Here is an 18,192-nt window from a genome sequence, read left to right as displayed (position 1 = left end):
CAACAAATCATGTTCGGAACGGGTGTTTGGGACGGTTTGCGCGAGTGGCATTGGGTCCTTACGGGGCTTCATTGACGGGCTTGGTCGGTGGAATTTTGGACGGAAAAATCTAGGGCCAGGGGAGGACTGGGTGACGTCGCGCCGGCGCTGCGGGCAAGGGCCTGCCGCAGCAGAGAACGGCGGGTTTGCGGCCGTTGGGGCGGCTCCGGGGACGCTGCGTGAAATTCGGGACTAAGGACTAGCGCGTATGGCTGGCCCTGGAATTCCCGCCTACGGGGACAATGGTGCCAAGGGCGCATTCAACCCCGTGCAAATGCATCCGCATGGCTTGGGATGCCTCGTCGGCTGATCCCTTCTCGATGGCAGCGAAAATGCGGGCATGCTCCTCGCCTGATTCCTTGCGCCGGTCCGCCACGAGGTTGAGGGTGTTCGATTGGTTGGCCATGGCGTCACAGATGTCCGACAGGAATGTCTCGAAGACGCCATTGCCGCTGGAGCGCGCGATTGTCACGTGGAACTCCGTGTTCAAAAGCACCCACTGCTGGAGATCGTCCTCCTCCGACATTTCCCGAAGGATTTCCCGAAGAGCCTCCAGGTCTTCGGCGCTGCGGCGCTGCGCAGCGAGGCCCGCGGCCGGAACTTCCACGTGGGGGCGGGCTTCCACGAGGGCGCTGGCCGAGTACTTGCCGAGTTTGAGGTCCTTGGCGACTTTGTCAGCAATGACGAAAGTTCCCTTGCCGGTGTGCGTCGCGGTCAGCCCCAGCGCGGTGCACGAACGCAGGGCCTCCCTGACCATCGTGCGGCTCACGCCGTACTGCTTCGCTAGCGCAGCCTCCGAGTCGAGGCGTGTTCCAACAGGAATCATGCCGCCTTCAATGGCGCCGCGGAGGGATGCGAAAACCGCTTCAGCCGCGCCAACGCGTACCACGCGGTCTTGTCTAGCTGTCCAGCTGTCCAACAGGTCCATACGGAAACTATGGCACCTGTCACACTGCCTGTCAAAGCATCCCGCAAGGTTGCGGAAAACGGCGCAAATGGTCTCGCACCCACGGCGGAATCCCATGGAGTTTTTGTCCAGATAAAGGGACTTCCGAAGAGATTTGGACCCATTATCTGGACAAAAACTCCCCGATTGGATCCATCATGGCGCAGACCTGCCAGTTACCGGCCCGCGCGCTGCGCCTCTGGCCGCCACCGGTGTTTTGTGCTGGACTGGCTTTCGGGCCGCGCCTCCCGTTGGGCAGCCCACCAGTCGGCCAGCCGGCTCAGACCGGCCCAAGGAAGGGATCTGTCGCATGGCAACGTTCAAGATCGGCTACTTTGTCGGAAGCCTGGCCAGTGGCTCCATCAACCGCATCCTCGCCAACGCCCTGATCAAACTGGCTCCCGAGGACCTCGAGTTCACGGAAATCCCCATCAAGGATCTCCCGCTCTACAGCTACGACTACGACAGCGATTTTCCGCCGGCCGGCCGTGCACTCAAGGAAGCCATCGAGGGCTCGGACGGCATCCTTTTCGTGTCGCCCGAATACAACCGCTCCATCCCCGGCGCCCTCAAAAACGCGATCGACTGGGGATCACGCCCGTGGGGCACCAACTCCTTCGCCCGCAAGCCCGCCGGGATCATCGGCGCCTCACCTGGCAGCATCGGCACAGCCGTCATGCAGTCCTCCATGCGCGCCGTCCTCAGCTTTCTCGACGCGCCCCAGCTGAACGCGCCTGAAGCCTACGTCAAGTTCAACCCCAAGGCGTTCGACGACGACGGCACCGTCACGGACCAAGGAACCGCCGACTTCCTGCGCCACTACATGGAGGAATACGGCGCCTTCGTTGAACGGGTGCTTGCCGCCAACGCGCCAGGCCACATCGGCGACCCCAACCCCGACAAAGCCAAGCTCTCCCGCTGAGGGCACTGCGCAGAATAGGTAGGGACCAGGCGTCCTTGTCATCTGCCTGGGTGCTTTCAGGAGTACAGAAGCCGCAGGCCCGCTTCGACGAGTTCACGCAGTTCACGGGGGTGGGAAGCCCGCGGGTTTTTCGCCCCTATGTACTCGTTGAGATTCTTGTGCAAAGCCGGCAGGTTCGGGAGCCCCGGAGGCGGCCGAAGAAACCAGTCGTAACCCCGCGGGCGGTGAGGAATCTTTGCGGCAGCCAGGTGTTCATCGATGGTGCTATCGATGATCTCTTGGTCATCCGCTTTGATCCCCCTGCCGCTTCGCAGTTGCCTCAACACGTTTCGTTCGCCTGCCAACGCTGAGATCAGTGCATCCCACGTCGAGTCTTCAAGCTGTATCCACTCGAAGGGCGGCGCTGACACCTTGACGAGCTCCCAATCAATCCAGTCCATGATCCTCCTGGCTGACGCGTCGGGTTAGGCCGGTGGCGAGCCGGTCTGCTCAAGAATGAACCGCACCGTCGCCTCGGGCTGGTCCCCTTGCGGGAAGTGGCCGCAGTTCTCGAACCAGTGAAACGTCGCGTCCGGGTACAGCGGGGCTGCGGCCGCGGCCTCGCTGGGCGGGGTGACCCTGTCCTGCCGACCCCAGCCGATGGCCAGCCGGCCCTTGAGCGACCCGCGCGGGGCCCCGGGCTGCTTGGGCCCGTGCGCCAGGGCCCTGCGCGCCTCGTCGAGACTGGGCGACGCCTTGATGCTGCGGAGCTCGGTCAGCACCTGCGCCGGGTCCAGCTTCCAGGGCTTGGCGGAAAACTGCGCCAGCAGTGCCGTCCGGCCCGCTGCATGCCTGGTGAGGAACGGCATGGCCTGCTGGAGGCGGCGCACCAGGGCCACGGTGGCGGTGGTGCTCGCATTGAAAACCGCCTGCTGCCGGTCATTCCAGAATCCGCCCGGATCCAGCGCCACCATCGCTCCCGTATGGCCGCGGCATGCCATTTCAACCACAATCCGGCCGCCCATCGAGCTGCCCACCACGTCGGCCCCCTCCAGCCCCTCTTCATTGAGGAACTCCTGTAAGGCATCGGTCAGGGTGGCGATGCTGACTTCCCCGGCCAGGGGCGCACTCGCCCCGAACCCCGGAAGGTCTACGGCCACCACCTCCCGTTCGGCGCTCAGCGCCGGGACCACCGGATCCCAGTTGCGGATGCTGGAACCCAGCCCGTGGACCAGCACCAGCGGTTTGCCGGCGCCCGTCCGCTCGACGTTCAAACTGGTCACGGCACACCTTTCGTAGGCTCCTGTGCAGCCGGAAGCCGCCCAACAGCAAGTGATGCGTTGTGATCCCAGTCTAGGCAGACGCAAGCGGACGACGGCGGGACGTCCCGCCGTCGTCCGCTCTGCTTTGGTTACTTCGCGGCTTGGCGCTGCGCACTTACGGTCGCTGCGACGTCGTAGTCCGCCCCGTGCATGTCCTCGCAGAGAGCAACGCACGCACCGATGCGGGTCCTGACCCAGACCCCCGAAGCGTAATGCTCTGCCATCGGTCTCACACCCTTTCCAGACTGCCCCAATACGTCAATTTTATTCCGGGGGACGGGCGAAGAACCCGGCCAATGCGTGGATCAGGGGACAACCTGGCAGGGCTGTTGAAACTCGTCACGTGCCTCTGAATACTTGAAAGCAGAAAATCACGAATCGGCCAGGGACGGTGGGAACATGCCGAGTGAAGGAGCGGGAAGCGAGTTCCGTCGCCGGGTGGAACGTGCCGCAGAACTCCGCGCAGTCCGGGCCACCGGCATGACGGCCCAGGAGGAAGCCGAGCTCGCCGCAGCCGAGGAGAAAGACCGCGAAACACTCCGGAAGGTGGACTCCGCCAAGAGGGCCGAATACCTGATCCGGGACGCCATGGCACAGGGCAAGTTCGACAACCTTGAGTACGCCGGGAAACCCATCCCCGGGCTGGGTGAGGGCTACGACCCCGACTGGTGGGTCAAGGGCCTTATCCAGCGCGAGAACATCACGGGAATGGGGCCTAAGGCGATCCTCCTGCGCACCGAAGACGCCGAGCTGGACGCCCGGATCGACGCCCAGTACTCGGAGAAACAGGTCCGGGACATCTTGCAGGACTTCAACAAACGGGTGATTGATGCCCGCCGCCAGCTCCAGGGCGGGCCGCCCGTCATCACCAAGACCCGCGACGTGGACGCGGAAGTGGAGCGCTGGCACGCGCGCCGCGCTGCCGCCGCCGTAACGGCGCCGCCACCGGAGCCTGTGGCAAAGCGCTCCTGGTGGCGGCGGCTGTGGGCGGGACCCGCCAAAGGCGGAACCGCCTAGTTGTGGGAGGTGCCGTGGCCGGAGGCTGCGCTCAGACGGTGCGCGAAGCCCGCTCAACGTTGGCAGCCAATTCGGCCGCGTTCTGGCGCACCACATAGGCCGGGCGGTCCCGCTCCACTCGCCAGCTTTCGGACAGCGGGCCGACGTTCACAGTGTCGAAGCCGAACTCGTCGTAGATCCTCGTCACCAGTTCCGCGGCTTCAGGGTAGTCGCTGGCCGTGGCGAGGGCGCGCCGGTTCGGCGTGCCTGCCGGTGTTCCGTCGGTGCCGATCTGCTTGGCCATGATGTGGTTGAAGCCCTTGGCCACCTTAGACGTGGGCATGTGCTTTTGCAGCAGCCCGGACGTGGTGGCTTCACCGTTGTCGAGCTCGGGGAAGCGTCCGTCCCGCTCCCAGTAGTAGTTGTTCGTGTCAATCACGACCTTGCCCTCAAGCGGCTCCACTGGAATGTCGCCCATGCTCCGGAGCGGGACCGCGACGACGGCGAAATCACCGGCCGCGGCGGCCTCCGCCGATGTTGCGGCCCGGGCCCTGGGTCCGAGTTCCGCTACGAGGCCAGCCAGTGTTTCCGGCCCCCGCGAATTGCTGATCACCACGTCGTAGCCGAGTTCCACCGCCTTGCGGGCGATCTGGCTTCCAATGTGTCCTGCACCGATGATTCCAATTGTTGTCATGTCCGGGCCAACACCGTTCCGGCCGGAGATATTTCAAGCCGTGATATTTCAGGAGGGGCAACGTCCAGCTTCCGTTTCGCTGAGGGAACGGCGCGCGCCATTCGTTATGGCCGGCAACGGTTCGGCTCCAATCAGCCCCGGGCAGGGTCCGAAGAGCCGGCTGGAAGCCACAATGTAAGGACCAGCGCCAGCTCATCAAGGAGGATGAATGCGCCCACCAACATCGCCCCGCCTTGCGGCTCCAACCGCCATCCTGGTTGCCTGCCTCATGGCCGGCTGTGGCCAGCCGGCGGCCCCGCCGGCACCGTCGCAAAACGCCAGCGACCTGCCTGCCTCTGTGACTTCCAGCGCGGCGCCGAATGCGACAGTCCCGCCGGGCTCGACGTCGGCACCGGAGGAAACGAAAGAACCCCAAGCCACCGGGGCTCCCGCCCAGACCGCGGCGTGGACCAGTTACACGACGACGGACGGCCTCATCTTCGACCATCCCGCCGCGTGGAGCGTGGAGGATCCGGCCGGCGAACTGGCAGAGGGCGGGGGCACCTTCGCGGAGATCACCAACGCCGCCGGACAACCGCTGGCTACGCTGCGGACCAACATGGCCACAGGCTCCACGTGCCTGGACCGGTTCCCGTACGCCGTGCTGGATTCGCAGGACATGACGGCGCTGACCTTGAAGGGGGCCACCCCGCGGTTCATTTTCGAGACCCGCGGGACTCCGGAGGATCCGGGGCCGGCAAACACTCCCGCTGCCGCCTACGGCATCACATCCGGGCCGGCGCCGTCCGGCGACTCCGCCTGCGCCATCTTCCACTTCTTCACCTGGCCGCCGAACGGCGCCATGTTCGGGGCGTTCTACAACCCGGAAAACAACAAGACGCCCGGGGACGCGTCCCTGACGTACCTGGAGAAAGCCAAGATCTATACCGAGACGGACGAATACCGTGACATCAAGCGGATGATCACCTCGCTGCGGCCCGCGGGCTAGCCGGGAAGACCATCCTGCTCACAACCAGTCCTGCTCAAAATCCGGATGGTCGGCATACGGCAACGCCAGGGCCTTCAATGAACGCGTGGTCCACTCGATGGCTTCCGGAATCCAGCGGGATTCCTCCTCGAAAGGGTCGCTGACCATGGAGGCCAGCGCCGTCTGCCGTGCCGACTCCACAATGCGGATGACCCTCTTCTTCGCCTCGCACTCCAGCAGGAGGCGGTGTTCATACCATTTTCCTGACTCGGAAACCGTGCGGTCGCTGAGGATTTTGCGGGCCGCCGCCTCGTCCTCCCTGATGCGCTCGGACAGGAAATCGATAATATCCACAATGGTTCAGCCGCTGGCGGCCGCCCCATCCGTGACGTCGGCGCCTTCAGCCGGTTCCTGTGAATGCACCCGGATATCCCGCGGATCAGCGTTCTCGTCACCCTCGGCCGGAGCCTCGCTGTGGACACGCTCCGACGACTGTGGGTTTTCCCTCATGTCCGCTCCTTTTGCTGTGGTTCCTGCCGTGACTTCTGAATCCCACTACTGATCATCTAGCTCCCCGAGCCGCAGGACTGTCAAGAACCATTCGCCCGTAGCCAGGACGGCGGAGTGAGGCACAATAAGTCCCATCGGATGACGGCCCAGACAAAGGAGTTCTACGGTGTCAGAGACAAACGGACCACGGCGTGCAGCCCAGCAGATGCAGGAGGCGGCCCGCTACCTGGCCCGCGCCACAAGGAACCTGGACACGCCAACGGACAGCCACCAAATCCTCACCAGCCTCGTGGAAACGCAGGCCTCCATCGCGCAGACCATCCGGGAACTGGCCCAATGGCACCGCGCAGCAGCCGCAGGTACCCACTACTCCCGGCCTCACAATGAAAGCGCGCGCGGCGTGATGACCGCAGTGTCCGAGCTGGACCTGGCGGCGCAGGAAGCCGACGCCCTCCAGGAGACACTCAACAGGGCCCACGGCGGCAGCAGCGTGGTGAACTGGCTGGAGACACCCGAGACGGAGTCACCCGAACCCGAGTCACCGGAACCTGAGTCACCCGATCGCGACGACGACTGAGGCCCGCAGCAACGGAAGGTGGCTGCCGCGGGCGCCGAAGACGCGGGAAGCAGAAAACCCAAGCGGCAGAAACGAAAGAGGACGACGGCGGTGGTTCCGCCGTCGTCCTCTGCTTTCAGTTAGTGGTGGCTGCTACGCGTGGGCGTAGGTGAGGCAGTCCGCGTTGTCGGCACCGGGGCCCACATGGACCTCAGGTGCCTTGCACATCAGATGGTCGTTGTGGACGCATTCCGAGCGCTGGCAGGCTCCGACGTCGGCCAGAACCTTCGGCAGGCCGCCATGGATGCCGGTGTCAATGAACGTGGCACATGATGCGTGGTCCGTGGTTCCGCCCACTGTGATGGCGGCTGCGTTGCAATTCGAATGGTCATTGAAGGAACAGTTGGAAACACTGCAGTCTGCTACGTGCGTAGTCATAGGAAGATCCTCCGTGATTCGGCTGCCCGGTCGGGCTGCTCCCTGTGCCCACGGTAGGCCTGTTCGGCCCGATCAAAAAGACCCAAACGTGTAACCTAATTACCGGCTCGTAGCCGATAGGGCATTAGGGCCTATTTCCCGGCGACGCCCTGCTATCTATGATGGAGGTAGGGCCGACGGCACGACTCCCGGCATGTCCGGGGGGCCTTCCCAAATCCGCCGCCGGCCCCTCAACCCCGCGTCTCCCAGCTCCAAGCCGGCTGTTAGACCAGGCTGTCTTCCTTTTCCTGCTGAGCCTGCTGAGCCTGCGCGTTCTGTTGCGCCTGCGCGGCTGCCGGGACCGGTGCGTAGTGGTGGAACGGGTTGAACCGGCTGCGGGACAGTTCGCCGAATGCATAGGCCGTCTCGGCGTGTTCGGACAGGTCCACGCCCGCCGTTTCGGCTTCCTCGCTGACCCGGAATCCACGGGTCTTGTGAATGGCCAGGCCCAGGACGCCTGTCACCAGGCCGGAGAGCAGCACGGTTACGAGCACGGCAACTGTCTGCGCCACCAACTGCTGGATGCCGCCGCCGTAGAAGAGCCCGCCGCCCTGGCCGTCCACCGGCAGGGCAATGAGGCCAAGGGCCAGCGTACCGATCAGGCCGCCGCCAAGGTGCACGCCCACAACGTCGAGGGAGTCGTCAAAGCCGAACCGGTACTTCAGATCCACAAAGATGCAGCAGAGGGCGCCCGCCACCAGGCCCAGGCCGATGGCGGCCACCGGACTGATGTTGGCGCAGGACGGTGTGATGGCTACGAGACCGGCGACCACACCGGAGGCGGCACCCAGGGATGTGGGATGGCCGTGGCGGACCTTTTCAACGACCAGCCAGCTCAGCATTGCGGCGGCCGGCGCCGCCAGGGTGTTGACCCAGATCAGGCCGGCCTGCTCGGCCGTGGTGGCTGCCCCGCCGTTGAAGCCGAACCAGCCGAACCAGAGGATGGCGGCACCGAGCATGATGAACGGGATGTTGTGCGGGCGGTGGTTGGGGTCCTTGCCGAAGCCCTGGCGCTTGCCCACGATTACAGCCAGGACCAGGGCAGCGACGCCGGAACTGATCTCCACCACGGTGCCGCCGGCAAAGTCGATGACCTGCCCGAACACGGATGTGATGGCTCCCTCGGCGCCCATCAGGCCGCCGCCCCAGACCATGTAGGCAAGGGGGCAGTACACGACGGTCACCCAGATGGGCACGAAGAGGGCCCAGGAGCTGAACTTGGCGCGGTCGGCGATGGCGCCGCTGATGAGGGCGACGGTGACCATGGCGAAAGTTCCTGCGTAGGCCGCCTTGATGAGGTCCGGGGACCCGATGAGGTTCGTAAGTCCGAAGCTGGCGAACGGGTTGCCAAAGATGCCCAGGACACCTTCCCCGCTGCTCATGGAGTAACCCCACAGGACCCAGATGACGCCAACGATGCCGGCCGAGATGAAGCTCATCATGATCATGTTCAGAGCAGCCTTGGCGCGGGTCATGCCGCCGTAAAAGAGGCCGAGGCCGGGCGTCATGATCAGCACGAGGGCCGTTGACACCAGCACCCAGACGTTTTCCGCAGTGATTTCCACCTGCGTGTCCCTTCTCATCAAGTCTTCTGTACGGGACCTCGTGTGATTCCGGGCCACGCCCCCGCTCAATGTTTCACGTTCCGTGTTTCCGATAATGGGGCGTTAAGTTGCCGGAAAGTTACAGGAACGGAGCGTGCGTGAAGATCACGTGACCACCTTGTTTCAGGCATGTTAACGGCGCCTCTTAGCTGTGGCTGCTGCGTACGGCCTGTCGGCGCGGAATCCTTGCAATGACGGGGCCCCCGGGAGGGCGGCCCGCCTCCAGGTGATAGGGGGTGGCCAAATGCGGGACGTTTCGGCAAGATGACAGGCTGCTCACCGGGTACGGGGAAGCGGTTAGGCCTGGAAACCGCGTTGAGCTGAGCGGGCGTTAAGCGGAAAGAACGACGGCGGGAGGTTCCGTCGTCGTTCTTTCTGCGTTGTCTTGAGGTGCTTTAGTCGGGCTAGCCGGCCAGGCCCGCCACTCCGAAGATCGCTGCAGCGATGGCGAAGCCCATGACGCCGATAAATGTTTCCATTACCGTCCAGGTCTTCAGGGTGGTCTTGACGTCCATGCCGAAGAAGCGGCCCACCAGCCAGAAGCCGGAGTCGTTGACGTGGGAAACCACCACGGAACCGGCAGCCACGGCAATTACCAGGGCAGCCACCTGCATGCCGTTCAGGCCGGCAGCGGCCACGGCCGGAGCGATCAGCCCGGCGGTGGTGGTGAGTGCCACCGTTGCCGAACCCTGGGCGATGCGGAGGATGGCCGAGATGAGGAAGCCTGCGAGGAGCAGGGGGATGCCCACGTCGCCCAGCACATCAGCGAGGGCGGCGCCGATGCCTGAGGTACGCAGCACCCCGCCGAACATGCCGCCGGCGCCGGTGATCAGGATGACCGAGCACACCGGGCCCAGCGAGGATTCCAGCAGCTTTTCCAGGGTGGCGCCGCGGGAACCCCGGAGCCGGCCCAGGACGAACATGGCCACCAGCACGGCGATCAGCAGTGCCACCGGCGTTTCACCCAGGGTGCGCAGGATCTGGAACCAGGCTTCGCCCTTGACGGACGCCGGGAGGACGCCGGAGGAAGCCAGGGTGCTCAGTCCGGTGTTGAGGAAGATCAGGACCAGCGGAAGGAGCAGCACGCCCACGATGGTGCGGAAGCGCGGCGGGTTCTCTTCGGCGGCCCGGTCAGCGTGGCCCAGCAGTTCGGGCACGGGGAGGACCATCTTCTTTCCGGTCCACAGGCCGTAGAGGTACGCGGTGACGTACCAGGTGGGGATGGCGGTGATGAGGCCGGCGATCATCACCAGGCCCACGTTGGCTTCGAAGAATGTTGCCGCCGAGACCGGGCCCGGGTGCGGGGGCAGGAAGATGTGCATCACGGAGAACGCGCCTGCGGCGGGCAGGCCGTAGCGCAGCACGCCGCCGCCGAGGCGGTGGGCCACCGCAAAGACCACGGGCAGCATGACCACCAGGCCGGCGTCGAAGAAGATGGGGAAACCGAAGATCAGCGAGGCAAGGCCCAGCGCGAACGGGGCACGCTTTTCGCCGAAGAGGTTGATGAGGTAGTCTGCCAGCGCCTTGGCGCCGCCGCTGGTCTCCACGATGCGGCCGAGCATTGCACCCAGGCCGACCAGCAGGGCCACCGTGCCCAGTGTGCTGCCGAACCCGTTGACCAGCACCGGAACCACTTTGTCCGCGGGGATGCCGGTGGCGAAGGCGGTGGCCAGGCTGATAAGGATCAGGGCCAGCAGGGCGTGCATGCGCAGCCTGATGATGAGGAACAGCAGCACCAGGATGGCGGCGCCGGCGATCAGCAGCAGGGGACCTGCGCCGAGGGTTTGAGTCCATCCTTCGATGGTCATGGTTCTCCTTTGAAACAGATGTGTTGGGGGTGTTGGGAGATTAGGAGGTACAGGGGGCGTGGCCGGCCGGCAGCTGAAGGGCCGCCTTGATGTCCTGCACCAGTTCTTCGGGCGTGCGGGTGATCTCGAGCCGCATGCTTCCGGCGGCGAGTTCTTCTGGCATCAACGGTTCCAGTGTGGCCAGCTGGCTTGGCAGGAGCGTCACGGGCATGAAGTGGCCCTCGCGTCCGCGCATGCGCTCGCCGAGCAGGGCGGGATCACCGTCGAGGTGGATAAACACCACACGGCCTTCGGCCTGGGACAGCAGTTCCCGGTAGCTGTGTTTCAGGGCGGAGCAGGTCAGTACGGTGCAGTGTCCTTCCGCGGCCTGGGCGGTCATCCAGTCGCGGATCGACTGCAGCCAGGGCCAGCGGTCCTCGTCCTGGAGCGGCGTTCCGGCATTCATCTTGGCGATGTTGGACTCCGGATGGAACTGGTCTGCTTCGGCCATGGCCCAGCCGAGATCCCGTGAGAGGGCGCCGGCGATGGTGGACTTGCCGGCTCCGGCGACACCCATGACTACCAAATGCATGGCAGGAAACTTCATTGTTCTACCTCCGTAGAAGACGTCGTTGGCTTCGCAATGAAGCTCAGTCCAGCGGCTGACACTGGATAGGAAAATAAGATAGCACCATTCGAAGCGATAAGTAGTATCTTTTTGTTACACAGATCATACCTTTTACGTTCTTGGCCTAGACTGGAAGCGGGCGCCGAGGCGCAGAGGGAGGCTTCACAGGATGTCGACGGCGACAGAAGACCACGCAGGGACAAATGACGATGAGGGGGCGGTTCCCGCCCTGCACCTGCGGATATTGGATGCGCTCGGCGAAGCCATCGTCTCAGGGGAGCTGGCCCCGGGCCGCCGCCTGACCCTGGATGACCTGCAGCAGCACTACAACGTCTCCCGCACCCTGGCGCGGGACACCATGCGTGTTTTGGAGTCGATGAACCTGGTGTATTCGCGGCGGCGGGTTGGCATTGTGGTGCAGGACCCGGAGCTGTGGAACGTTTTCGATCCCAAGCTGGTGCGGTGGCGGCTGGCGTCCGGCCGGCGGGCCGAACAGTACAGCAGCCTCACCGAACTCCGGATCGCCGTCGAGCCCATCGCGGCAGCCGGTGCCGCCCGGCGCGCCGGAGCAGCGGAACGCCGTCAGCTCACGGCGCTCGCTGCCGAACTTAGGCGGTTGGGCGAAGCGGGGGAACTCGAGGCCTTCCTCAAAGCCGACATCGCTTTCCACAGCCTGCTCCTGCACAGTTGCGGCAACGAAATGTTCAAGGCCCTGGACGGCATGGTGGCCGAGGTCCTGTCCAGCCGGACCCAGCAGGGATTGATGCCCTTCAAACCGCGTCCCGAAGCGCTGGCAGCACACGAGGCGGTGGCGGCGGCGGTGGCAGCCGGCGATGCCGGTACCGCGGAGACGGCCATGCATGCCATCCTCGACGAGGTCCGCACCGCGATGGGGCTGCCTTAGGCCCTAATTGGGCGCTTGCTGGCGTCCAAACTCAACTGGGCTTGTTCATGGAGGCCGGGGGACCGGGGAAGGGTGCCGCCGGGTAGAGCCCGGCAACCTGCATCATGTAGTTGGCCCACTGGGGTCCGGCAAGCATGTAGCCGTCGATGGCTTTGTAGAACTTGCCGTTGACGGTGATGTTCTGGCCGGCCCGTTTCTGGCCCTCCAGTGTGTCGCCAAAGAACGACCCCGTCGCGAGGCCCGTGGTGTAGCCCGCCACCCAGGTGGCGCCGTTGTTGTTGGAGGTTCCGGTCTTCGCAGCCACCGGTACCTTGCTCTGGACCTTCGGTTCGATGTAGACCCCGGATCCCTTTTTCAGTACTTCCTGGAGCACCGAATTGACGCCGCGTGCCACCTCCGGCTTCACCGCATTGCGGCAGGAACTGGCTTCGGCGGGCAGGTGCCGCCCCGCCTGGTCGCTCACGTCGGCGATGGCAATCGGAGCGCAGTAGCGGCCGTCGTTGGCGAACGTGGCGAAGGCATTCGCCAGGTGCAGCGGAGCCACTCCGATGGCACCGAGCAGGTTGCCCAGCTGGTGCATGTTCACCGGCGCACCGTCCAGGGCGCTGTGGAGGCCGACGGCGTCCACCATCTTTTGGATGCCGCAGAAGTCCAGCTGCGTGGCAGTCGCGAAGGTGGCGGTGTTGATGGAGTTATAGAGGCCGTAGTCGATGGGCATGCGGCGGTAGTAGCCCTCGTCATTGTTCTGCAGGTCGTCCGCGGTGCCCAGGCCGGCGTTCTTCTGCGCCGTGCTGTAGCCGCCCAGGACCTTGCCGCAACTGGACCGCCAGGGGAAGTCGAGCGGATACGTCCGCCGGGAGGCATCAACCTCGGCGTTGAGGGGCTTGCCTTCATTCAGCCACTCCGCGAACGTGAACGGCTTCATGGTGGATCCCGGCTGGAACCCGCCGGCCCCGTTGAGGTCATTGCCGTTGGCATCCTTGGAATCGACGTTGAAATTCAACTGGGTGTCGAACTTACCCTCCTGCGGGAGGAACACGGTGTTCTGCGCCATGGCGAGGATCCGGCCGGAGCCCGGCTGGATCGTCACCAGGGCGGCGCCCCATTTGTCCGGATTGGCGCCTGCCGTGGCATCCACCTGGGCCTGCGCGGCGCCCTGCAGCCGGCTGTCGAGGGTGGTGACGATGGTCAGGCCGCCGCGGTACAGCAGCCTCTCCCTGTCCTGGGGGTTCTGGCCGTAGGCCGGGTTGTTGAGGATCAGGTGGGACACGTAATCGCAGAAGTACGGTGCCATGACGGCGCCGGCGCAGCCCTGCCGGCCCGGGGAGACCTTCAGCTCCACCCCGGTGGCGACGGCGGCGTCGTGGTCGGCCTGGCTGATCTTTCCCTGTTCCAGCATGTAGTCCAGCACCTGGTTACGGCGTTGGAGCGAGTTCTCCGGATGCACGGCGGGGTCGTAGAAGCTGGGGCTGTTGACCAGGCCGGCTAGCAGCGCAGCCTGGGGCAAGGTGAGGTCCTTGGCGGACGTGCTGAAGAAGTGTCGGGCGGCGGCTTCGATGCCGTAGGCGTCCCGGTTGAAGAACACAATGTTCAGGTAGCCTTCGAGGATCTGGTCCTTGGTGAACTTCTTTTCCAGCTCAATGGCGAGCTTCATTTCCCGAACCTTGTCGCCCACCGTCTTTTGCCCGCTGAGAATCACTTCCTCGCTTTGGTCCGAGGAGATAAACCGCTCGTTAAGCACATTGGTGACGTACTGTTGGGTCAGTGTGGAAGCACCCTGCCTGCCGCCCTCGGTGACGTTGTACGTTAGGGCCCGGAGGATGCCCTGGGGGTCCACGCCGGCATGCTCATAGAAACGGCTGTCCTCGATGGCGATGATCGCGTCCTTAATGAACGGCGACATCTGGTCGAGAGGGACCCGCACGCGGTTTTCCTCATAGAACGTGGCGATGGGCTGGCCGTCCGAAGTGACCATCTTGGTGGACTGGGCCGGCGGTTCCACTGTCAGCTCGCCGGGAAGGCTGTTGAAGAAGGTAATCGAGTTGCTCACCGTCATCCCGGCGGCAGCAACACTGGGAAGCACCAGGCTGGCGGCCAGTACGCCGCAAATGGCGCTCACGGCCACGAATCCGACGAGCCTGCCCAAGCCCGCGGCAAAACCAGATCCAATGCGCTTCATCGGTGCCACTCTGTCCAGCTATCAAGGGTGCGAGGTGAATCAAGAATACGCCGGAGACCGCCCGCCAGCCAGAGTCGGGGCGCAGGTACCGGCAGCAAAATCCCCCGGCACTTTTCGGGATCAGCGGTGCTCGTGCCGGGGCTGGCCGCTGGACGCACGAGGGATGAGCGTGGGCATGGATTTCCGGACCCGGGGTTCCTTGTCCGGATCCGTGATGAGGTCGATGGCGGTCCGGGCGATCTGGTCCAGGGGAACCCGGACCGAGGTTAGCGGGGTGGGAAGCCGCGAGGAGAGGGGAGTGTCGTTGTAGCCAACCAAGGCCAGGTCCGCGCCGATGGTGAGCCGGTAGCGGTGTGCCGCCGCGATGATGCCCAGCGCGATGTTGTCATTGGCAGCGAATATGGCGGTGGGCCGTTTTTCCCGGTCGGAGTTGAGCAGGCTTTCCCCTGCGGCGAACCCGTTTTCGATGCCGTAACCGCCGGCCTGCATCCATTCCGCGGGAACTTCGATGCCTGCCTCGTCGAAGGCTCTTCGGGCGCCGGCGAGGCGTGCGACGGCTGTGGAAGTAAATGATGGTCCCGTGACGACGGCGATGTCCCGGTGGCCGAGGTCGATGAGGTGGCGGACGGCGAGGTATCCGCCGACTTCGTCGTCTCCGAGGGCTGAGGGGCTGACGCCGTCGGTCCGCAGCACGAGTGCGTGGGCCACATGCCGTTGCCGCAGGAGCCGGGGCAGTTCGTCATCCAGGCGCGCGGTGGCCAGGATCAGCCCGTCCACGTTGCGGTCAAGCAGGGTTTCGGCGGCCCGTTTCTCGTCCCCGGGGTCATCCCCGCTGGTGGCGACCATGGCGAAGTAGCCACGGTCCGAAGCGGCACGCTCGAGTTCCTCGAACATGAGGGCCATAACGGTGTCGCTGAGCCGCGGCACGAGCACACCGAGGGTGCGCGTTTCGCCGCGGCGCAGGCTTGAGGCGAAGGAGTTCCGTCGGTAGCCGAGTTCTTCGGCTACTTTCCGGACATGGGCCGCGGCGGCAGACCGCGAAGCCGTCCGTTCATCCAAGGCACGGCTCGCAGTCGAGACGCTTACGCCGCTGGCGGCGGCCACGTCCCTGAGCGTGACGGTCGTGCCTGGTCCGGCGGGTTCCATGGCGATCCTCCTCAACGGTGTTGTTAGAGACACTCTATTCCTCCTTTTTGCAAACGTTCTCTTGACAGTGAGGTACGACACGTTGCAGAATGAAAACGTTCCCGCAAACGTTCTCATCATAGCGGGACTGCCGACCATCAAAGAAGACATGAGGTAGCTCAAATGACCATCGATCTCCGCGGGCTGGTCCCCGCCCCCGTCACCCCGTTCAACCGCGACGGCAGCGTCGACGTCGAGGCAATCCACCGGCTCGGCGGCTGGCTGGCCAGCGTTGAAGGCGTCAAGGGCCTGGTGGTCCTGGGCCACGCCGGCGAAGGAACCTTCCTGACCCAGGACGAGCAGGCACTGGTGATCCGCGAGTTCAAGAACGCCGTCAACGGCGAGATCCCCATCATCGCCGGCATCACCGGCGAGGGAAACACCGTCGGAGCCCTCGAAGCCAAGCGGGCCGTGGAAGCCGGAGCGTCAGCCGGTTTGGTGTACCCCTCGCACGGCTGGCTGCGCTTCGGGTACCAGAAGGGCGCACCGCAGACCCGCTACAAGGAAATCTACGAAACGTCCGGGCTGCCGCTGATCCTCTTCCAGTACCCCGACGCCACCAAGGCCACCTACGACCTGGAAACCCAGCTCGAGATCGCCGGCATGGAAGGCGTGTTCGCCACCAAGAACGGCGTGCGGAACATGAAGCGCTGGGACACAGAGATCCCGGTGCTGCGGGCCACCTACCCGGACCTGCAGATCCTGACCTGCCATGACGAATACCTGTTGCACACCATGTTCGACGTGGACGGCGCCCTGGTGGGCTACGGCGGGCTCGCCCCGGAGCCGCTGGTGGAGCTGATCGCAGCCGGCAAGGCCAAGGATTACGCAGCCGCCCGGGCGATCCTTGACCGCCTCCTGCCGGTGACCAAGAACGTCTATCACCGCGGCTCCCACATGGAGGGTACCGTCGCCCTCAAGGAAGGCCTTGTGGCCCGCGGTATCCTCGAGCACGCCACCGTCCGCCCGCCCCTGCTTCCCCTCGCGGAAGGCGCCGGCGACGAAATCGCACTGGCACTGAAGTCCGCCAACCTCGGCAACGTCACCGTTTCCGCCTGATCCCGCTTCCCCAGGATCCCTCAGGGTGGCGGGCCCGGCCCGCCACCCGTTCCAATCCTCTCCACCCCGGTCAAGGACGACCCCCAGCAATGTCGCTGTATAAGGAGGACTCGCCGATGCGCGAGCAGAATAAGACCATCACCCACCCCGCAACCAGGGAAGAACAGATGGCAACCCAGCAAGGAAACCAGGCACCAAGCACCACCAAGAAACACCGTACTTTCCTGGGATACCTCGCCCTCATGGGCCCTGCCTTCGTGGTCGGAGCCTGGCAGTTCGGCCCCGGAAACCTCACCACCGCCGTGCAGGCCGGAAGCCGGTTCGACTACACCCTCGTCTGGGTCATCGCCGTATCCACGATCCTCATGATCTTCTTCACCGACATGAGCGTCCGCCTCGGCATCGCAACACCCACCTCCCTGATCACCTCGATCAAAGACCACCTCGGCAAATGGGCCGGCGTGCTGGCAGGCTTCGGCGTCTTTGGCATCACCCTCATGTTCTCCGTCGGCAACGCCGTCGGATCCGGCCTGGGACTCTCCCTGATTTTCGGCGGATCTCCGGTCATCTGGACCGTGGTCTGCACCGCCGCCGTCGGCTTCGTCCTGGCCTTCCGCAACGTTTACGGCATCGTCGAAAAAGCCCTCCTGGTCATCGTCGTTCTCATGGCCCTGGCCTTCATCGCCAGCACCGTGGTCGCCCAGCCGGACTGGTACCGGTCCCTGGAAGGCATGGTCCCGCAACTGCCCCCGGGCAGCGAAATCCTCATCGTGGCCCTGGTCGGCACCAACTTTTCCATCAACGCCGCCTTCTACACGTCCTACGGCATCAAAGAAAACAAGCGCACACGCGCCGACTACCGTGACATCACCCTCGTCGACACCGTTCCCGGGATCGTCGCCCCAGGCATCATGACCGCCCTGGTCATCATGGTCGCCGCCGCAGTGCTCGGCAAAACCGGCGCCGAAGCTGGAACCATTAACGCCCTCGCCTCCGTCTTCACGCCCCTGGCAGGCCCCGTCGGCGCTATAGTGTTCGCCCTAGGCCTCTCCGGAGCAGCCTTCTCATCCATGATCGCCAACGCGACCGCCGGCGGCACCATGCTCTCGGACGCCCTCGGCCGCGGAGCCAAGGCAGGATCACCCCCCCGCATATTCACCGGAGTCATCCTGGTCTTCGGCCTCATCATCACCCTGTCCTTCCAGGCCTCACCCGTGGGCCTCATCGTCATCGCCCAGTCGCTCACCGTCCTCATCGCACCCCTGCTGGGCTTCCTGATCGTCATCATGGCCAACAAAACCTCCGTCATGGGAGGCCTCCGCAACAAGTGGTGGCACAACCTCTTCGCAGCCATCGGCCTCATCGCCATCATCGCCTCCTCCATTAGGCTCATCACCACGCTGATTGGATAGCTAACAGCAGCGATGCAAAGCAACGC

Annotated in this window: 20 protein-coding genes; 7 read left to right on the top strand and 13 right to left on the bottom strand. The window is 64.6% G+C overall.

The genetic code is table 11. From position 1 onward, the window contains the following. Positions 1-238: 238 nt before the first annotated feature. Entirely contained in the window at positions 239-967 is a 729-nt protein-coding gene (locus J7I92_RS20250; protein WP_214843427.1) for a FadR/GntR family transcriptional regulator, read from the bottom strand. A gap of 328 nt (positions 968-1,295) precedes the next feature. Here J7I92_RS20250 and J7I92_RS20245 point away from each other — a divergent pair, with 328 nt between their 5' ends. Continuing rightward, complete coding sequence (locus J7I92_RS20245) at positions 1,296-1,907, top strand: NADPH-dependent FMN reductase (protein ID WP_214843425.1); 612 nt, start codon at positions 1,296-1,298, stop codon at positions 1,905-1,907. 56 nt (positions 1,908-1,963) lie between these two features. Here the strand turns inward: J7I92_RS20245 and J7I92_RS20240 are convergent, their stop codons facing one another. The 3 genes from J7I92_RS20240 to J7I92_RS24255 form a co-directional block, all read right to left on the bottom strand. Then, positions 1,964-2,347: a DUF5956 family protein gene (locus J7I92_RS20240; RefSeq protein WP_214843423.1), complete on the bottom strand. Its 384-nt coding sequence runs from the start codon at positions 2,345-2,347 to the stop codon at positions 1,964-1,966. Between the two features lie 24 nt (positions 2,348-2,371). After that, a complete protein-coding gene (locus J7I92_RS20235; RefSeq protein WP_311380449.1) occupies positions 2,372-3,169 on the bottom strand; it encodes an alpha/beta fold hydrolase in 798 nt (265 codons plus the stop codon). 128 nt (positions 3,170-3,297) lie between these two features. Further along, the gene (locus J7I92_RS24255; protein WP_285290139.1) at positions 3,298-3,432 is read right to left on the bottom strand and encodes a hypothetical protein; all 135 of its coding nucleotides are present in this window, start codon (positions 3,430-3,432) and stop codon (positions 3,298-3,300) included. Between the two features lie 175 nt (positions 3,433-3,607). Between J7I92_RS24255 and J7I92_RS20230 the strand changes: the two genes are divergently transcribed. Beyond that, entirely contained in the window at positions 3,608-4,225 is a 618-nt protein-coding gene (locus J7I92_RS20230) for a DUF1992 domain-containing protein (protein ID WP_214843422.1), read from the top strand. Positions 4,226-4,256: 31 nt separating this feature from the next. Here J7I92_RS20230 and J7I92_RS20225 read toward each other — a convergent pair whose 3' ends face one another. Then, positions 4,257-4,898: an NADPH-dependent F420 reductase gene (locus J7I92_RS20225; protein ID WP_214843421.1), complete on the bottom strand. Its 642-nt coding sequence runs from the start codon at positions 4,896-4,898 to the stop codon at positions 4,257-4,259. A 208-nt stretch (positions 4,899-5,106) separates the two neighbouring features. Between J7I92_RS20225 and J7I92_RS20220 the strand changes: the two genes are divergently transcribed. Further along, the gene (locus J7I92_RS20220) at positions 5,107-5,886 is read left to right on the top strand and encodes a hypothetical protein (RefSeq protein WP_214843420.1); all 780 of its coding nucleotides are present in this window, start codon (positions 5,107-5,109) and stop codon (positions 5,884-5,886) included. Positions 5,887-5,904: 18 nt separating this feature from the next. Here the strand turns inward: J7I92_RS20220 and J7I92_RS20215 are convergent, their stop codons facing one another. Both J7I92_RS20215 and J7I92_RS20210 read right to left on the bottom strand, forming a co-directional pair. Next, the gene (locus J7I92_RS20215) at positions 5,905-6,219 is read right to left on the bottom strand and encodes a DUF6221 family protein (RefSeq protein ID WP_214843419.1); all 315 of its coding nucleotides are present in this window, start codon (positions 6,217-6,219) and stop codon (positions 5,905-5,907) included. A 6-nt stretch (positions 6,220-6,225) separates the two neighbouring features. Further along, positions 6,226-6,375, bottom strand: a complete 150-nt coding sequence (locus tag J7I92_RS20210; protein ID WP_214843418.1) for a hypothetical protein — start codon at positions 6,373-6,375, stop codon at positions 6,226-6,228. A gap of 166 nt (positions 6,376-6,541) precedes the next feature. Here J7I92_RS20210 and J7I92_RS20205 point away from each other — a divergent pair, with 166 nt between their 5' ends. Further along, positions 6,542-6,952 (top strand): hypothetical protein, encoded by a 411-nt coding sequence (locus J7I92_RS20205; RefSeq protein ID WP_214843417.1) that lies wholly within the window; start codon positions 6,542-6,544, stop codon positions 6,950-6,952. A gap of 132 nt (positions 6,953-7,084) precedes the next feature. On the opposite strand, the gene J7I92_RS20200 is transcribed toward J7I92_RS20205, so the two are convergent. The 4 genes from J7I92_RS20200 to J7I92_RS20185 form a co-directional block, all read right to left on the bottom strand. Next, positions 7,085-7,369, bottom strand: coding sequence for a DUF1540 domain-containing protein (locus tag J7I92_RS20200; protein WP_214843415.1), 285 nt, complete (start codon positions 7,367-7,369; stop codon positions 7,085-7,087). Positions 7,370-7,632: 263 nt separating this feature from the next. Beyond that, the gene (locus tag J7I92_RS20195; protein ID WP_251040233.1) at positions 7,633-8,991 is read right to left on the bottom strand and encodes an ammonium transporter; all 1,359 of its coding nucleotides are present in this window, start codon (positions 8,989-8,991) and stop codon (positions 7,633-7,635) included. 425 nt (positions 8,992-9,416) lie between these two features. Further along, on the bottom strand, positions 9,417-10,820 hold the full coding sequence (locus J7I92_RS20190; protein WP_214843413.1) for a GntP family permease: 1,404 nt from the start codon (positions 10,818-10,820) through the stop codon (positions 9,417-9,419). A 40-nt stretch (positions 10,821-10,860) separates the two neighbouring features. Next, on the bottom strand, positions 10,861-11,406 hold the full coding sequence (locus J7I92_RS20185; RefSeq protein ID WP_214843411.1) for a gluconokinase: 546 nt from the start codon (positions 11,404-11,406) through the stop codon (positions 10,861-10,863). A 190-nt stretch (positions 11,407-11,596) separates the two neighbouring features. On the opposite strand from J7I92_RS20185, the gene J7I92_RS20180 reads away from it, so the two are divergent. Beyond that, positions 11,597-12,331 carry a FadR/GntR family transcriptional regulator gene (locus J7I92_RS20180; protein WP_214843410.1) on the top strand — a complete coding sequence of 245 codons (735 nt, stop codon included), beginning with the start codon at positions 11,597-11,599 and terminating at the stop codon, positions 12,329-12,331. Between the two features lie 31 nt (positions 12,332-12,362). Here the strand turns inward: J7I92_RS20180 and J7I92_RS20175 are convergent, their stop codons facing one another. Together J7I92_RS20175 and J7I92_RS20170 are read right to left on the bottom strand one after the other, a co-directional pair. Continuing rightward, positions 12,363-14,510, bottom strand: coding sequence for a transglycosylase domain-containing protein (locus tag J7I92_RS20175; protein ID WP_214843409.1), 2,148 nt, complete (start codon positions 14,508-14,510; stop codon positions 12,363-12,365). A gap of 120 nt (positions 14,511-14,630) precedes the next feature. Beyond that, the gene (locus J7I92_RS20170; RefSeq protein ID WP_214843429.1) at positions 14,631-15,656 is read right to left on the bottom strand and encodes a LacI family DNA-binding transcriptional regulator; all 1,026 of its coding nucleotides are present in this window, start codon (positions 15,654-15,656) and stop codon (positions 14,631-14,633) included. 162 nt (positions 15,657-15,818) lie between these two features. On the opposite strand from J7I92_RS20170, the gene J7I92_RS20165 reads away from it, so the two are divergent. Both J7I92_RS20165 and J7I92_RS20160 read left to right on the top strand, forming a co-directional pair. Beyond that, positions 15,819-16,754, top strand: coding sequence for a dihydrodipicolinate synthase family protein (locus J7I92_RS20165; RefSeq protein WP_214843408.1), 936 nt, complete (start codon positions 15,819-15,821; stop codon positions 16,752-16,754). Between the two features lie 116 nt (positions 16,755-16,870). Next, complete coding sequence (locus tag J7I92_RS20160; RefSeq protein WP_214843407.1) at positions 16,871-18,166, top strand: Nramp family divalent metal transporter; 1,296 nt, start codon at positions 16,871-16,873, stop codon at positions 18,164-18,166. Positions 18,167-18,192 lie beyond the last annotated feature (26 nt).

It is taken from the genome of Arthrobacter sp. ISL-72 (assembly GCF_018613755.1).
GTDB lineage: Bacteria > Actinomycetota > Actinomycetes > Actinomycetales > Micrococcaceae > Arthrobacter.
Note: the sequence above shows the minus strand (reverse complement) of the source record. Positions and strands in the feature narration are given on the sequence as shown.

Bases quoted from the DNA above. Each gene is read 5' to 3' on its own strand.
- J7I92_RS20175 (WP_214843409.1), bottom strand. From the start codon at position 14,510: ATGAAGCGCATTGGATCTGGTTTTGCCGCGGGCTTGGGCAGGCTCGTC.
- J7I92_RS20240 (WP_214843423.1), bottom strand. From the start codon at position 2,347: ATGGACTGGATTGATTGGGAGCTCGTCAAGGTGTCAGCGCCGCCCTTC.
- J7I92_RS20210 (WP_214843418.1), bottom strand. From the start codon at position 6,375: ATGAGGGAAAACCCACAGTCGTCGGAGCGTGTCCACAGCGAGGCTCCG.
- J7I92_RS20225 (WP_214843421.1), bottom strand. From the start codon at position 4,898: ATGACAACAATTGGAATCATCGGTGCAGGACACATTGGAAGCCAGATC.
- J7I92_RS20245 (WP_214843425.1), top strand. From the start codon at position 1,296: ATGGCAACGTTCAAGATCGGCTACTTTGTCGGAAGCCTGGCCAGTGGC.
- J7I92_RS20185 (WP_214843411.1), bottom strand. From the start codon at position 11,406: ATGAAGTTTCCTGCCATGCATTTGGTAGTCATGGGTGTCGCCGGAGCC.
- J7I92_RS20165 (WP_214843408.1), top strand. From the start codon at position 15,819: ATGACCATCGATCTCCGCGGGCTGGTCCCCGCCCCCGTCACCCCGTTC.
- J7I92_RS24255 (WP_285290139.1), bottom strand. From the start codon at position 3,432: ATGGCAGAGCATTACGCTTCGGGGGTCTGGGTCAGGACCCGCATCGGT.
- J7I92_RS20250 (WP_214843427.1), bottom strand. From the start codon at position 967: ATGGACCTGTTGGACAGCTGGACAGCTAGACAAGACCGCGTGGTACGC.
- J7I92_RS20220 (WP_214843420.1), top strand. From the start codon at position 5,107: ATGCGCCCACCAACATCGCCCCGCCTTGCGGCTCCAACCGCCATCCTG.
- J7I92_RS20190 (WP_214843413.1), bottom strand. From the start codon at position 10,820: ATGACCATCGAAGGATGGACTCAAACCCTCGGCGCAGGTCCCCTGCTG.
- J7I92_RS20160 (WP_214843407.1), top strand. From the start codon at position 16,871: ATGCGCGAGCAGAATAAGACCATCACCCACCCCGCAACCAGGGAAGAA.
- J7I92_RS20230 (WP_214843422.1), top strand. From the start codon at position 3,608: ATGCCGAGTGAAGGAGCGGGAAGCGAGTTCCGTCGCCGGGTGGAACGT.
- J7I92_RS20200 (WP_214843415.1), bottom strand. From the start codon at position 7,369: ATGACTACGCACGTAGCAGACTGCAGTGTTTCCAACTGTTCCTTCAAT.
- J7I92_RS20170 (WP_214843429.1), bottom strand. From the start codon at position 15,656: ATGGAACCCGCCGGACCAGGCACGACCGTCACGCTCAGGGACGTGGCC.
- J7I92_RS20195 (WP_251040233.1), bottom strand. From the start codon at position 8,991: ATGAGAAGGGACACGCAGGTGGAAATCACTGCGGAAAACGTCTGGGTG.
- J7I92_RS20180 (WP_214843410.1), top strand. From the start codon at position 11,597: ATGTCGACGGCGACAGAAGACCACGCAGGGACAAATGACGATGAGGGG.